At 31.2% G+C, this 14,920-nt stretch carries 17 protein-coding genes and 1 pseudogene; 9 read left to right on the forward strand and 9 right to left on the reverse strand.

All coding sequences use genetic code 11. The annotated features are described in order from the left end of the window. Positions 1–57: 57 nt before the first annotated feature. Together B3578_RS07620 and B3578_RS07625 are read right to left on the reverse strand one after the other, a co-directional pair. Complete coding sequence (locus B3578_RS07620) at positions 58–1,152, reverse strand: mannose-1-phosphate guanylyltransferase (RefSeq protein WP_286495130.1); 1,095 nt, start codon at positions 1,150–1,152, stop codon at positions 58–60. A 9-nt stretch (positions 1,153–1,161) separates the two neighbouring features. Beyond that, positions 1,162–1,752 (reverse strand): SprT-like domain-containing protein, encoded by a 591-nt coding sequence (locus B3578_RS07625; protein WP_180905771.1) that lies wholly within the window; start codon positions 1,750–1,752, stop codon positions 1,162–1,164. A 53-nt stretch (positions 1,753–1,805) separates the two neighbouring features. Here B3578_RS07625 and B3578_RS07630 point away from each other — a divergent pair, with 53 nt between their 5' ends. The 6 genes from B3578_RS07630 to B3578_RS07655 all read left to right on the forward strand — a co-directional run bounded on the left by B3578_RS07630 (position 1,806) and on the right by B3578_RS07655 (position 6,108). Then, on the forward strand, positions 1,806–2,552 hold the full coding sequence (locus tag B3578_RS07630) for an MlaE family ABC transporter permease (protein ID WP_291047668.1): 747 nt from the start codon (positions 1,806–1,808) through the stop codon (positions 2,550–2,552). Beyond that, the gene (locus B3578_RS07635; RefSeq protein ID WP_280045469.1) at positions 2,552–3,322 is read left to right on the forward strand and encodes an ABC transporter ATP-binding protein; all 771 of its coding nucleotides are present in this window, start codon (positions 2,552–2,554) and stop codon (positions 3,320–3,322) included. The genes B3578_RS07630 and B3578_RS07635 overlap by 1 nt, the downstream gene beginning before the upstream one ends. A 21-nt stretch (positions 3,323–3,343) precedes the next feature. Continuing rightward, positions 3,344–3,943: a porin family protein gene (locus B3578_RS07640; RefSeq protein WP_286479239.1), complete on the forward strand. Its 600-nt coding sequence runs from the start codon at positions 3,344–3,346 to the stop codon at positions 3,941–3,943. 74 nt (positions 3,944–4,017) lie between these two features. Next, positions 4,018–4,725 (forward strand): tetratricopeptide repeat protein, encoded by a 708-nt coding sequence (locus B3578_RS07645; protein ID WP_221856203.1) that lies wholly within the window; start codon positions 4,018–4,020, stop codon positions 4,723–4,725. A 114-nt stretch (positions 4,726–4,839) separates the two neighbouring features. Beyond that, positions 4,840–5,337 carry a 6,7-dimethyl-8-ribityllumazine synthase gene (ribH, locus tag B3578_RS07650; RefSeq protein ID WP_286479237.1) on the forward strand — a complete coding sequence of 166 codons (498 nt, stop codon included), beginning with the start codon at positions 4,840–4,842 and terminating at the stop codon, positions 5,335–5,337. A 30-nt stretch (positions 5,338–5,367) separates the two neighbouring features. After that, complete coding sequence (locus B3578_RS07655; protein ID WP_219033792.1) at positions 5,368–6,108, forward strand: acyl-[acyl-carrier-protein] thioesterase; 741 nt, start codon at positions 5,368–5,370, stop codon at positions 6,106–6,108. Between the two features lie 214 nt (positions 6,109–6,322). On the opposite strand, the gene B3578_RS07660 is transcribed toward B3578_RS07655, so the two are convergent. Next, on the reverse strand, positions 6,323–6,781 hold the full coding sequence (locus tag B3578_RS07660) for a copper resistance protein NlpE N-terminal domain-containing protein (protein WP_180905775.1): 459 nt from the start codon (positions 6,779–6,781) through the stop codon (positions 6,323–6,325). 100 nt (positions 6,782–6,881) lie between these two features. Further along, complete coding sequence (locus B3578_RS07665) at positions 6,882–7,298, reverse strand: nucleoside-diphosphate kinase (protein WP_038330990.1); 417 nt, start codon at positions 7,296–7,298, stop codon at positions 6,882–6,884. Between the two features lie 173 nt (positions 7,299–7,471). On the opposite strand from B3578_RS07665, the gene B3578_RS07670 reads away from it, so the two are divergent. Further along, a complete protein-coding gene (locus B3578_RS07670; protein WP_291047675.1) occupies positions 7,472–7,999 on the forward strand; it encodes a hypothetical protein in 528 nt (175 codons plus the stop codon). Between the two features lie 15 nt (positions 8,000–8,014). Here the strand turns inward: B3578_RS07670 and B3578_RS07675 are convergent, their stop codons facing one another. The 3 genes and pseudogenes from B3578_RS07675 to alaS form a co-directional block, all read right to left on the reverse strand. Then, on the reverse strand, positions 8,015–8,434 hold the full coding sequence (locus B3578_RS07675; RefSeq protein WP_180905777.1) for a DUF805 domain-containing protein: 420 nt from the start codon (positions 8,432–8,434) through the stop codon (positions 8,015–8,017). A gap of 56 nt (positions 8,435–8,490) precedes the next feature. Beyond that, positions 8,491–9,402 (reverse strand): annotated as a pseudogene (locus B3578_RS07680) (DMT family transporter). A gap of 103 nt (positions 9,403–9,505) precedes the next feature. Further along, entirely contained in the window at positions 9,506–12,115 is a 2,610-nt protein-coding gene (gene alaS / locus B3578_RS07685; RefSeq protein WP_291047676.1) for an alanine--tRNA ligase, read from the reverse strand. Positions 12,116–12,214: 99 nt separating this feature from the next. Here alaS and B3578_RS07690 point away from each other — a divergent pair, with 99 nt between their 5' ends. Both B3578_RS07690 and B3578_RS07695 read left to right on the forward strand, forming a co-directional pair. Next, positions 12,215–13,165 carry a M23 family metallopeptidase gene (locus B3578_RS07690; protein ID WP_038330999.1) on the forward strand — a complete coding sequence of 317 codons (951 nt, stop codon included), beginning with the start codon at positions 12,215–12,217 and terminating at the stop codon, positions 13,163–13,165. A gap of 9 nt (positions 13,166–13,174) precedes the next feature. Next, positions 13,175–13,543, forward strand: a complete 369-nt coding sequence (locus tag B3578_RS07695) for a MerR family transcriptional regulator (protein ID WP_038331000.1) — start codon at positions 13,175–13,177, stop codon at positions 13,541–13,543. Positions 13,544–13,558: 15 nt separating this feature from the next. Here the strand turns inward: B3578_RS07695 and B3578_RS07700 are convergent, their stop codons facing one another. Further along, positions 13,559–14,062: a hypothetical protein gene (locus B3578_RS07700; RefSeq protein WP_038331001.1), complete on the reverse strand. Its 504-nt coding sequence runs from the start codon at positions 14,060–14,062 to the stop codon at positions 13,559–13,561. A gap of 270 nt (positions 14,063–14,332) precedes the next feature. Further along, a complete protein-coding gene (locus B3578_RS07705) occupies positions 14,333–14,857 on the reverse strand; it encodes an NADPH-dependent FMN reductase (RefSeq protein WP_115001941.1) in 525 nt (174 codons plus the stop codon). Positions 14,858–14,920 lie beyond the last annotated feature (63 nt).

The raw sequence follows: 14,920 nt of genomic DNA on the forward strand, positions 1-14,920 counted from the left end.
CACACTTTAAGAGACAGTCCTAAAAAACTCTTCAAGATTCTTGAAGAGTTTTTTTTATTAACAATATTTTTCTCCGTTTTTCTGTAATTTTAAATCGCTCACATAAGTTTTTATAAACTGTACATTGCTTCGAGGACAAATGAGTAATCCTTTCTCCGAATTAATAACCACATAACTGTCTAATCCATCAATAATAATAGCTTTATCTTGCGTAGAATAAATAAAATTATTTTTGGCGTTGTAACCAGAAAAATGTTTACATAATAATGTATTGTGATTTTCGTCCTGATCTTCACCTGTATATTTATACTTTTCGTTGATTGCAGACCAAGTTCCAATATCACTCCAGCCAAAAGTTGTTGGAATGACATAAACATTATCCGCTTGTTCTAAAATTCCTTTGTTGATAGAAGTTACGTCTAACGTTGTGTAAATAGGTTTTAAAGTTTCTGTATTTTGTAAAGAACGATCAAGATCAAAATATTTTTTTAAAGTTTCTTTCATCGAAGGTAAATGTTGTTGAAAAGCTTTTACAATACTATCTACAGACCAAACAAGGATTCCTGTATTCCAAATAAATTCACCACTCGTTATAAAAGATTCAGCAAATTCTAAATCAGGTTTATCGATATAAGATTTTACTTTTTTTATAGGTGTTGTATTTTCGATGAACTGAATATAACTGTAATTAACATCTGGACGCGTTGGAGCTACTCCCAAAGTAATCAATCGATCGTTGTCAGCATCCTCGAAAGCAAGATTTACTTTTTCTACAAATTCATCTTCATCAAAAATAAAATGATCTGAAGGAGAAATAATCAATTTTGCATTTGGATTAACTTGTTGGATTGTCATTGCGGCCAATAAATTACAAGCTGCGGTATTCATGACTCTTGGTTCGATGATAAAATTTTTATCCTCAAAATCTGGTAATTGTTCTTTTACAATCTCTTTATAATCTTGAATAGTTACAATGAAAATATTTTCTTGCGGAACGATTTTTTTAAGGCGATTATACGTTAATTGAATAAAAGTTTTTCCTATTCCTAATAAATCATGAAATTGTTTTGGTTTCTTAATTGTACTCAAAGGCCATAATCTCACTCCTGTACCACTGGCAAGGATAACAGCGTAGTTATCTTTATTATTCATGATTGTCTTTTAAAGTTTATTTACAGTTGCAGTTGCGTTTATCAAATATTTTTTCTTGGTTTTCAACTCTAAACAAAGATACCTTAATTTTCGTTTAGATTCTTTTTTAAAGATTCTTTTTCCAATCGAAAATATTGTGCCATCCTCCAAATCTTCAAGATAAATTTGAGCAGGATTTTTATCATCTATAATATATTTTGAGATATTAATATCCGCTCCTAAACTTGCCTTTGGATGTTTGGCATGATGAAGAATATACGGTTGCAATTCTTCGGGATAAATGTGAAGAGATTCTAATAATAAATGCCCAAAAATGGTTTTCCATTCTTTTCCATGCGGATTTATTTTACGAGAATCAAACTGAACAAAAGTTTTGAGATGCGCCACTTCATGTGTAAAAACAAAAAAGAAAGCATACTGATTTAAGTCGCCATTCACTGTAATTTGATGACGATTATTTTCGACTAATTTGCGATAATCTCCCAATTTAGTTTCACGTCTTCTTGTAATTTTTAACGTTATAAAATGATTTTCTAACCACTTTTTTACATACAAGTCTGCATTATGAGGGAGATAAGAAGTTAAATGTTCTAAATTCACATTGTGCAAGATAAATAAAAAGCCTTTCCAATAAAAATATTAATTTTGTCGTAATGAAACTAATCGAAAATTTAGGGTCATACTTTATGCTTATGGGTAAAGTATTTAGCAAACCTCAAAAATTGAGCGTTTTCTGGAAATTGACCGTTAGAGAAATATATGATTTAGGTGTCAACTCTTTAGGGATTGTAACCTTTATCTCAACATTTATGGGTGCAGTTGTAGCAATACAAATGGCACAAAACTTTCAAGGAGCTTCTATTCCTGTTCCAGATGCCTACATTGGTTATGCAACCAAAGTGGTTTTGGTATTAGAGTTTGCTCCAACCATTATGTCGCTAATTTTAGTTGGTAAAGTAGGTTCGTACATCGCTTCGAGTATTGGAACCATGCGTGTTACCGAACAAATTGATGCGTTAGATGTTATGGGAATCAATTCTGCAAACTTCTTGATTTTACCAAAAATTATCGCCTGTGTATTTTTCAATCCTTTATTGATTATGATTTCTATTGGATTTGGATTATTAGGAGGTTACTACATTGGTGTTTTTACAAAACTATGGTCAGCGGCCGATTTTATTACAGGTTTACAAATGAATATGGCAACAAAATTGTTTGTCTATACATTCCTTAAAACAATGGTATTCGCGTTTGTTATCGCAACAATTCCGGCATATTATGGTTATAAAGTAAAAGGAGGTTCGTTAGAAGTTGGTCGTTCTGCAACAACAGCTGTTGTATGGACATCAGTAGCAATTATTGTGATCAATTTAATATTAACACAAACAATTTTGAGCTAATGATTGAAGTAAAAGATATCAGAAAATCATTTGATGCAGTAGAAGTACTGAAAGGTTTTTCTGTCACTTTCGAGAAAGGAAAAGTTAGTTTAATTATTGGTCAAAGTGGTTCTGGAAAAACAGTTTTCTTGAAAAATTTGATTGGATTATTAACACCAACTTCAGGTCAAATTTTGTACGAAGGAGATAATATGATCGAGTTTGATTACAAAGAAAAACAACGTTTACGTTCAGAAATTGGAGTAGTTTTCCAAGGTTCGGCTTTGTATGATACGATGAATATTGTAGAAAATGTAAAATTTCCATTGCAAATGTTTTCGGATATGTCAAATGCTGATGCCGAAAAACGTGCGCGTGAAGTATTAGATCGTGTAGAAATAGCTCGTACAGCACTTAAAAAATATCCGTCAGAAATATCTGGAGGAATGCAAAAACGTGTGGCGATTGCGCGCGCGATTGTAAATAATCCAAAATATTTATTTGCTGATGAACCAAACTCTGGTCTTGACCCGAAAACGGCGTTAGTTATTGACCAATTAATTTATGATATCACAAAAGAATACAACACAACAACCGTTGTAAATACACACGATATGAACTCGGTAATGGAAATTGGAGATCATATTGTTTTCCTAAAAAATGGTTTCTTGGAATGGGAAGGGACAAAAGAGGAGATTTTGGTGGCTGATAATCCAAATGTAATTGATTTTGTATATTCGTCGAATCTTTTCAAGAAATTAAGAGAAGCCTTATTAAAAGAGCAACAATAAATCAATAAAAATAAAAATTCTATGAAAAAATTAATTTTAACTGCAATTGTAGGTTTAGCTGCAAATTTTGCTACAGCACAAAATATCGATTTTGGTATCAAAGGTGGAGCTGTTTTCAATACAGATAAAGGAAAAGTTTGGCAAGATGCTGGAAATATTTTCAAGAGAGATGGAAAAGCTTCTGCTGGATTTCAAGCGGGTGCTTTAGCGCGCGTTTCTTTAGCAGGAATTTACATTCAGCCAGAGTTATTGTATACGCAATTCAAAAATGAATATGATGTTGATGGACAAAATCTTGATGTAACTAAAAAACGTTTAGATATTCCTGTAAATGTTGGAAAAAGATTTTTAGGAATCGGACACGTTCAAGCTGGTCCAGTTTTCTCTTACTATTTTGATGATAAATTATCTGTAAAAGATTTTACAACTGCAAAACAAGACGAATTCAATGTCGGAATGCAAATTGGTGCAGGTGTAGAAGTTTCTAAATTATTATTCGATTTACGTTACGAATTCGGTTTAGGAAAAGTTGGATCTGACATTTTGAACGGATCAAATGGACAATATAGAACAGAAAATCGTCCACAAATGTTGAACTTATCAGTAGCATATTTATTCTAAAAGGTTGTTTGTAAATAAATTTATTGGATATATTTGTTCCAAATTGTATTTTTGCAACCTCGTAAATTATTAAAATGGCAAAAAATAATAAAAAAGAAGAATTCGCAACAGAGCAATTCGTAGAAAAATTAGATAGAACAGCTTTCAACGTAGAGTTCTTTGTTGAAAAATATGCTAAAGCAATTGGTATTGGTTTAGGAGTAATTATTGTAGCTGTTTTAGGTTATTTTGCTTACTTAAAATTAGTCGTAGAACCTAAATCGGATGACGCTTTCAAAGAAATGGTACAAGCAGAACGTCTTTTCGATCAAGATTCTATTAACGTCGCTCTTAATGGTAGCGCAGGAAGTTTCCAAGGTTTACAACAAATTGTTGATGAATATGGAAATACTGATGCTGGTAATTTAGCACGTTTCAAAGCGGCAAGTTCTTATTATAAATTAGGAGATTACGCGTCTGCTGTTAAATTATTAGAAGATTTTGACACAGATGACAATGTGATGTTAGCGCAAAAATATGGTATGTTAGGAAATGCATTAGTTGCTTCTAACAAATTAGAAGAAGGTTTACCTTACTATGTAAAAGCTGCTGAAGCGACAGAAGTTGAAACTTTACAATCAACTTACTACACAAAAGCAGGTGAAATTGCAATGGAATTAGGTAAAAATGCTGATGCTTTAAAATATTTTCAAGCTTTAGAGGATAAATATCCAAATGCAAATAATGGTGAAACCGCGAAGTTTATTGAGCGTTTAAAATACGCTTCTGAAACTGCGAAATAATTCACTTCAAAAGATAATTACAAGCCGAACAAGTTGTTCGGCTTTTTTTATTGATTCAAATCAAAGTTTATCCTAAATCATTTTTGTAATTTTACCATTCAAATTTTAAACAAAATGGCAACAGAAAATAAAAATTTATCTCAATATAATAAAGCAGAATTACCAAATGTAGCGGGCTCTAAGTTTGCAATTATTACATCTGAATGGAATAATCATATCACATTTAATTTGCGCGATGGAGCAAAAGATACATTGATTGATTTGGGTGCAAATCCTGATGATGTTACTTTATACGAAGTTCCGGGTAGTTTCGAGTTGATTTATGGAGCGGATAAAGTGGCACAAACTCATCCAGATTTGGACGGAATTATCGTTGTTGGATGTGTGATTCGTGGAGCAACAGCGCATTTTGATTATGTTTGTCAAGGTGTGACACAAGGTATAAAAGATTTGAATATCAAACACAATATGCCAATTATTTTTTGTGTTTTAACAGACGAAAATGAACAGCAATCAATTGATCGTTCTGGCGGAAAACATGGAAATAAAGGAGTTGAAGCTGGTGTAGCTGCGGTTATGATGGCGGATATGAAAAAGAAATTAGGTAAATAATTTTAGAATGATAGATTCAAAACTTTATCGATGCCAATAGCAGAAGATTTTAAATCAATTTATACGAAAAATTGGGAGATTTATTTTTCTCAATGTGATCCGACAGGTAAGATGAAATTGTCTGAAATGGCAAATCTTTTTCAATTAACTGCTTCAGAACACGCGATAAAAGGAGGTTTAGGTTTCTTTGATTTACAAGAATTTAATCAATCTTGGGTAATGAATCGACTTCGAATTGAGATTGATGAATTACCTTCTTGGACAGATTTTGTTGATGTAAAAACTTGGATTGAAGTATTGAAAGGTGCAAAATCTATTCGTGATTTTACAATCGAGAAAAATGGAAAAAAATTAATTGGAGCTTCAAGTTTGTGGGCGGTTTTCAATACAGAAAAACGTCGTCCTGATATTCTTCAAATTGATTCATCTCACATTGAACGTTTTCCTGATCTGAAACCAACGGAAGTCGAGAATTCGATTTTAAACATCGATTTTGAACCAACAGAAGTTATTCAATATAAAGTTCAGTTTTCTGATTTAGATATCGTAAAACACGCAAATAATACCAAATATTTGGATTGGTGTTTGAATACTATTGATCCTGAAATAATATTCAAACATCGTATCAAAGCGATTGATATGAATTTCTTGAAAGAATTAAGTTTACATGACAAAATAGAAATTCAGAAATTAGAAACTAAGAATTTAATTCAGTTTAAAGTTGTTAATCAAGAAAAAGTAAACTTCGTTTGTCGATTGGAGTTGAGGTAAAATACTTTGTATAATGCGATGTAGAAATGAGTTCAACATGACTTATGGATAATAAGTCAGAATGCAACGTAAGTGGAATGAAGAATCTCAGATTCCTCCTTTCGTCGGAATGACATTTACTTTATCAGAGTTTTGAAAACAATTATTCTGAGTTTATCAAAGAATCTAAAATTATTACAATAAAAAAAGGTTTCATATCGAAACCTTTTTTTATCTATTTTTCTTTTGTCAAAACAAATTTAGCAGAATCGGCCGATTCTATTTTCTTCTGATTTTTATTTAACTGAGTAATTTTTCCCTCTTCAACCAAAAAAGCATTCGGAACATTGGCAATTTCAGGAAAAACAATTGTATTTCCATCTTCTTTAAACTGAAAAGTTCCAGTTGTCATAATTGCCATTTTATCTAACCCCAGACGTTTTGTAGAATAGACATATCCTTTGTTTGGTAATAATTTTATTTCCATTTCAACCTCTTTGCAATCTTTCTCATAACAAGGCAAAATTCCTTTGTAAGCTCCTTCGTATTGAATAGATTCTTCGGCAGTTTTTGCTTCAACTTTTACTGAATCTTCTACATTTTCTACATCATTTTTTACAGGTTCTGTTTCGCTTTTACAACTTGACACAACAAAAGCTGCGATTGTAAATGTGGCTAAAATTATTTTTTTCATTTTTTAGAATTTGATTTAAAGGTAAGTAAATTTTGAGCCAAAAAAAATCCTTCCGAATATTTTCAGAAGGATTTGTATAATGTTTTGTAATCTTATTCGATTAGAAAATTTCTTTCGCAGCAAAGTGGAAAGCAGCTTCAATAGCAGCATTTTCGTCAGAATCAGAACCGTGAACAGCGTTAGCATCGATAGATTCAGCGTATTTAGCACGGATTGTACCTTCAGCAGCCTCAGCTGGGTTAGTAGCACCGATTAAAGTACGGAAATCAGCAACTGCGTTGTCTTTTTCTAAAACTGCAGCAACGATTGGTCCAGAAGTCATGAATTCTACTAAATCCTTGAAGAAAGGACGCTCTGCGTGGATAGCGTAAAATGCTTCAGCATCTTGTTTTGCTAACTGAGTCATTTTAGCCGCTTTGATTTTGAAACCAGCGTCAGTAATGTCTTTTAAAATATCTCCGATGTGTCCTTTTGCAACTGCATCAGGCTTAATCATTGTGAATGTAATGTTTGCCATTTTATTGAATTGTATTTATTACTTAATTTTTGAGGTGCAAAATTACAAAAATGATTCGAATGTTTATGTTTTATGATTAAAATTTCTTGTTTTAATAAAATGCATTAATTATTATTCATTTACGATTATTTCAATTCGATAATATTTCTTATTTTTAAAGTAAATCCAAAGTTATGAACACAAATAATCTTTCCACATTTCATCATAAAACGAAACTCAAAAAGGTTGGTGATAAATATTTTCTGCCTTTCGAAATTTGGAATTATTTAGATTTAGGTTTAATGTTTTTACTTATTTTGTTTTTCGCTTATGCATCAAGTGAAATCAATATTATTTTTATTTCAATGATTGTAATTTTTGGAATCCGAATAATAACGACAATTAAAGACAGATTTTTTGTAGAAATTAAAACATCAAAATCGTTGAGTGAGAATATTAATTTAATCAAAGAATTAGCACAGCGTCAACATAATTTTACGCAATCATTGGACGAAGAAGGTTTGTTTCTTTTTGAATATTCGGAACGAAATATTTTTTACAAATACAATTACCGAAGAAGAGATTATATCGAAACAGTTGTGATTTACTGTGAAGACAATTCGATTTGGGTGAACTCTTTTAATCAACGTTATTTCGGAATTTTTAGACGATATAATCTAAAACAATGGATAAAATTGATCCAATTAAAAAGCGAGAATTAATCTCGCTTTTTAATTTTAATATCTTTCGATTAAATCGTTTCCTATTTCGTTGATAGAATCATCAGTTTCTTTTGGGTTTGGTCCCCATTGATTAGAACCTGGTTGACTATCCATAATAAAAAATATTAATAAAATAAGATTTCCTCCAGGTATAAAAGTTAATAAATAGAACCATCCACTTTTTCCTGTGTCATGCAATCTTCTACTTATTAAAGCTAATCTTGGTATAAGAGTTATAAAAAAAAATAAAACTATTATTCCTCCAATAGTATATGAAACTATGTCTGATATATTTATAAATTTAAATAAACAAATGAAAGATATTATAAAAAATATAGTATTAATTAAAGTTGTATACCAAAATTCGCTTCTGCGGGCTCTTCCCGAGAAATTGGCGTAATTGTCAAACATTACTCGTTTGTATATTTCAATCATAGATTAAGTTGTTAAATTATGTTAAAAATATTAAAATAAATTTTATTACGCAACTCTTAATCTGCTTTTAAACGTTTAGTTTTGAACATTTCTGGCTTATAGTTAATAATAAAAACACCAAGAATAATTAGAATAGTAGCGACAATAAACTTTGATGAAATCTGCTCGTCAAGAACTAACCAACCCAAAATAATTGCAATAATCGTATTGAAATAAGAAAGAATAGAAACTTGTATAGGGGAAATTTTGGTCAATGCATAATGAAAAGAGAAAAACGTAATCACAGAACCAAAAACAGCTAAATAAAGCATGGCAGAAATACTTTTTGTACTCCAATTCTCGAAATTATAATTTTTAGTAAAAGCGAATGCAAAAATAATTTGAACAATTCCAGCAAATATAAATTGGTAAAAAAGATTGAGAGAAATATTTTTAGATTGAATATTCATTTTCTTGGTGAAAATAGTTCCTGTTGCCCAACCTGTAATCGCACAAAAAAGTAAAATAATTCCGGTTCTATATTCTGGATTTGCTAATTCTTTAATTCCATCCCAAAAAATAAATATTACGCCGCAAAAACAAAGTAAAACACCTAATAATCCGCGGTAACTAAATTTTTGTAAACCAATAAAAATACTTCCTGAAAAGACTAAAATAGGAGAGGTTGCGCTGATTAATGCAGCTAAACTACTCGATAAATTTTCTTCGGCAACAGTAGTTAATCCATTTGCAGCGATTAACATCAAACTTGAAAATATAAGTTGATAAGACAAATTTTTCCAGCCAATCTATTTTAATTCCTTTTTAGATAGTAAAATAATTAGCATAATTAGTCCTGCCAAAAATTGACGAATTTCAACAACAAACCAACCAGGAATAGTTTCTACAGCTATACGAATTCCGAGGAAAGTTGTTCCCCAAACAATTGCAACTATACTAACGGCAATCAATAATTTGATCTCTTTCAAGATAAAAAAGTTAAAAGTGTTAATTCTAAAATAGAATTATAAAAATAAAAAAAAAGCGACTTGATAAACCAAGTCGCTTTTAAAGTATTATAATAGAGATTTATTATTTAACAAAATCCTCTGCTTGTTTTAGTGCAGCATCTAATCCAGAAACCTCTTTACCACCTGCTGTAGCTAAGAAAGCTTGTCCACCTCCGCCGCCATTGATGTGCTTCGCGATTTCTTTTACAATTTGTCCTGCGTTATAACCTTTTTCATCTACAAGGTTTTTTGCGATAGAAATTGTAATCGATGGTTTTACGGCATCATTCGTACCAACAACGATAAATGCATTTTCGATTTCTTTTGTTAAATCAATTGCATTTTGTTTTGCGGCATTTGTATCTAAATTCGTTTTAACCGCTAAGAAATTAACACCATTAATCTCTTTAATCGCAGCTTTCCAAGTCGCTTTCTCAGCAGCAGCTTGTTGCGCAACAAAAGACTCTAATTGCTTTTTCAATTCTGCATTTTCATCTAATAAATGTTGAACCGCTTTTACCGCATCATTTTTCGTTTTAAGTGCAGCTAAAACATCATTGTAATTTTTCTCAGCATCTTTGTATGCTTCGATTGCTTTGTTTGATGTAATTGCTTCGATACGACGAATACCAGCAGCAGTAGAAGATTCAGATAAAATTCTGAACAAACGAATATCTGCTGTGTTTTTTACGTGCGTACCACCACATAATTCGATTGAAGATCCGAAACGAATGACACGAACTTTATCACCATATTTTTCACCAAATAGAGCCATAGCTCCATCAGCAATAGCTTCGTTGATATCACAATCTCTTTTTTCGATTAATGGTAAAGCTTCTGCAATTTTATCGTTTACTTTTTGCTCAACAATAGCCAATTCTTCATCTGTCATTTTAGAGAAATGAGAAAAGTCAAAACGTAAATAATCGTCTCCAACATACGAACCTTTTTGTTCTACGTGCGTTCCTAAAACTTCGCGTAAAGCTTCGTGCATTAAGTGTGTTGCAGAGTGATTTTTAGTTGTCTCATTACGTTTTTCTGTGTCAACTTTCGCATTGAATGTAGCGTTTACATTTTCTGGTAAAGTTTCAACGAAATGAATTACTAAGTTATTTTCTTTTTTCGTGTCAACAACTTCAATTGTTTCATTCAAAGTAGAAATTGATCCTGTATCACCAATTTGTCCTCCAGATTCTGCATAGAATGGCGTTTGATTGAATACTAATTGGAAAAATTCTCCTTTTTTATTTTTTACTTTTCTGTAACGTGTAATTTTTACTTCAGCTTCTGTGTTATCATAAGCGATAGAGGTTTCGTTTCCTTTATCATCTAAAATAACCCAGTCATCCGTTAATAAAGCAGTTGCTTTTTTCGAACGTTCTTTTTGTTTCGCCATTTCAGCTTCAAAACCAGCTTCGTCAATTGTGAAACCGTGATCTTCTGCTACAATACGAGATAAATCTGCAGGGAAACCAAACGTGTCATATAATTCGAAAATCACATCACCAGGAACAATTTTAGAATCTCCTAATTGCTCAATGATTTGATTTAATCGATTTAATCCTTGTTCAATTGTACGTAAGAAAGATGCTTCTTCTTCACGAATAACGCCAGTTACAATTGTTTCTTGTTTTACTAATTCTGGGAAGAAATCGCCCATTTCAGCTTTCAAGATTGGATATAATTTATAGATAAAAGGCTCTTTAAGACCTAAGAAACGATATCCGTAAGAAATAGCACGACGTAAAATACGACGAATTACATATCCAGCTCCTGTGTTTGATGGTAATTGTCCGTCTGCAATTGCAAAAGAAACTGCACGTAAATGGTCAACTACAACACGAATCGCGATATCTGTTTTTTCTGCTGCGCCATATTTTACACCAGAAATTTCTTCTAATTTTTGAATTGTTGGTTGAAAAACATCTGTATCATAATTTGATGATTTTCCTTGTAAAACCATTGCTAAACGCTCAAATCCCATTCCTGTATCGATGTGTCGCGCTGGTAAAGATTCTAAAGAACCATCAGCTTTACGTTGGTATTGCATAAATACCAAGTTCCAAATTTCGATAACTTGTGGATGATCCATATTAACCAATGTTTTACCATCAACAGCTAAACGATCAGCTTCTGGACGAATATCAACATGAATTTCAGAACATGGTCCACATGGTCCGATATCACCCATTTCCCAGAAATTATCTTTTTTATTTCCGTAAAGAATTCTGTCTTCAGCAATATGTTGTTTCCAAAGTTCTAATGCTTCTTCATCTAATGATGTTCCGTCACCTTTATCACCTTCAAAAACTGTTACATAAATTTGATCTTTAGAGATTCCGTATTTTTCTGTTAGTAATTCCCACGCCCAAGCGATTGCTTCTTTTTTGAAATAATCACCAAAAGACCAGTTTCCTAACATTTCGAACATCGTGTGGTGGTAAGTATCTTTTCCTACATCATCCAAATCATTATGTTTACCAGAAACACGAAGACATTTTTGTGTATCCGCGATACGATTACTTTTTGGAGTTCCGTTTCCTAAAAAATATTCTTTGAATTGTGCCATCCCCGAATTATTGAACATTAATGTCGGATCGTCTTTCAAAACAATCGGCGCAGAGTCTACTATTAAGTGGCCTTTTGTCTCAAAAAAATGCAGAAATTCTTTTCTTATATCTTTGGATTTCATTTAATTAAATTATTTTTATCATTTGATTAACAAGTTTACTCGTACAATATTCGTTACTTTGCAAACGTTTTACAAAGATAATAAAAGGTTGGTTAAGTAATGGAAAATAAAAACTATAAGTATAATTCTGTGAAATTTTTAATGAGTTGGGCGAAGAAAAGAGTCCAAAAAACTCCTAAAACAGCATTATACGTATTACTATTTTTATGTCTATCGACAATATCTGCTGGAATGATTGGTTATCATTTTAATGATTCTGAATACGCATCGAGAGCAGGGAAATTCAAAGACGACAAAAGCAAATTATTGGCTGAGTTGGAAAGAATGGAAAATGAAAATCAGCAATTACATAAAAAATTCAAAGAAGTTGAAGAGGCTTTGACAGAAATCGAAGAAAAAGATCGCAATATTTATCGTACAATTTATGATATGCGTGTCAATGAAAATATCGATTCTGTAAACAAAGAAATTGATAATTATACAGCAGAAGATATCGAAAAATTGATTGATAAAATCGAAATTGAATCAAAATCGTTGGACGAAGTATTTCGTTCTGCTGGTGTAAAAGATGCCAATTTATCATCAATGCCAGTTCTAAAACCTGTTGCAGATAAATATGTAAGTAGATTAGCTTCTGGTTATGGATCTCGTTTTCACCCAATTTTGAAAGTGAATAAAATGCACAAAGGTTTAGATTTTGCAGCTTCTACAGGAACACCAATTTATGCAACTGGAGATGGTTCTGTAAAAGTTTCTGAATTTAATTCGGGTTACGGAAATATGGTGGTCTTGAAACACGGAAATGGTTACGAAAGTTTGTATGCTCACATGTCTCGTGCGAAAGTTCGTAGTGGACAAAAAGTGAAAAGAGGCGATGTAATTGGTTATGTTGGGACGACTGGATTGTCGACAGGAGCGCATTTGCATTACGAAATTCACAAGAATGGAGAACCTGTAGATCCAATTATGTATTTCTACAATGATGTAGATCCAGACGATTTCATTAAAATTTATCAAAACTCTAAAAAATTGTCATTATCTTTGGATTAAACGCTGATAATGAACGTAGACCTGCCTGATAAACTATATTACTCGATTGGCGAAGTCGCCAAAGCCTTTGATGTAAATGCATCGTTGATTCGATTTTGGGAGAAAGAATTTGAAATTATTCAACCCAAAAAGAACAAAAAAGGAAATCGATTATTTACCAAAAATGATATTGATTGTTTCAAGAATATCTATTATTTGGTAAAAATAAAAGGCTATACGTTAGAAGGTGCAAAACAAGCGATTGGTAAAAAAGGAATTGCGACAACAACAGATGAAATAGATGTTGTGAAGCGATTAGAAAATATAAAAGATGAACTCATCAAACTTAAAATGAGTTTTGAGTCGGAAGAAATTTTAGAAAAAGATGAACTGAATTAAGTTCATCTTTTTTGGTTATAAAACTTTTGTTTCAATAAATTTAAAGCCAATTGCAAGTATAAAACTTATAATGATTAGAATCCAGTTTGGTTTTAGTTTAGTTTTTAATTCAAATAGTTTCGAAAAAATTTCAATCACTCTTTCTTTGTCAATAATTAAGATAACAAAGACTAAAACTTGATAAAAAATAGAAGAATTTAGCGCAACAATTTCATAGAAATAATCTTGTAGAATAATATTGATTAAAATTGTAGTTAATAACAAGCATGCAAAAATTCTTGTCCTTCTAAAAAGTAATGTGATTGCACCAATCACTTCAAAAATTCCGATGATTATTGGATACCCTTTGGTAAAACTATAAAAATTCCACATCAATCGATGACCTTCAGAAAGATGATTATTAATGCTGTTATCCATATTTGTGAATTGAGTAGGTTTTACAATTCCATACACAAACATTGATATTGAAACCGTAAATATTGCTGACCAATAAAGTATATAGATTAGTTTTTGTTTCATTTATTTTTTAAAATTATTTAGAATAATCATTACAATTTTTATAATTAATACAATAATAGTGATTGGAAGTAAGAAGAGTAAAATGGAGTATAAACTCCAAAAATCATTTAAAATTTTAAAATATTGTAAAAAAAATAAGCTAATCAAGTAAAGCCAGAATAAAAAAACTAAAATGAGAAGGTTATTTATTTTGAATATTTTTCGTTCAACGAAATAAAAAGTCAAAATAATCAAAAGTGGTATTGCAATAGTATAAACGTAAAACATATTTTAGGTTAATAGTTGGTTATAAGCTACGATGAACTCTTCCAATTGTTGTAAAGTTACTTTATCAATAATTTTTCCTTCCGAATTTACTTTTCCTTTAACACCTTGAATGAGTAAAGTTGTTTCATTATTGAAGTTTGTCATCAACGTTTTCATTATCAATTGCAATTCTTCATGTCCTTTTTCTCCATTTGCAGACGCAGTGATAATTCCTAAAGGTTTTCCATCAAAAATAGTTGTAGAAACGCACCATTCTAATACATTTTTTAATCCACTCGGAATACTAAAAATATATTCGGGCGTACAAATAATTATTCCATCAGCTTTTTCTATTTCAGTTCTAAAACCAAGTATTTCTTGCGGCGTATTTTCGATAGAACGTTCTGGATCAAAATGAGGAAGAGTTTTTAATTCATCAAAAACAGTACATTTGAAATATTGAGATGTAGAAGAAATAAAATTTTCTATGATTTTTTGATTAGATGAATTTTCGCTTGTGCTTCCATTAATGATGAAAATATTTTTCATTTTCGTTGATTTGAACATCTAAAATAGATAATTATTCTTAACTTATCTTAAGAAAATCTTCTG

The sequence above is a fragment of the Empedobacter sp. UBA1574 genome, assembly GCF_002322895.1.
GTDB classification, from domain to species: Bacteria; Bacteroidota; Bacteroidia; order Flavobacteriales; family Weeksellaceae; genus Empedobacter; species Empedobacter falsenii_B.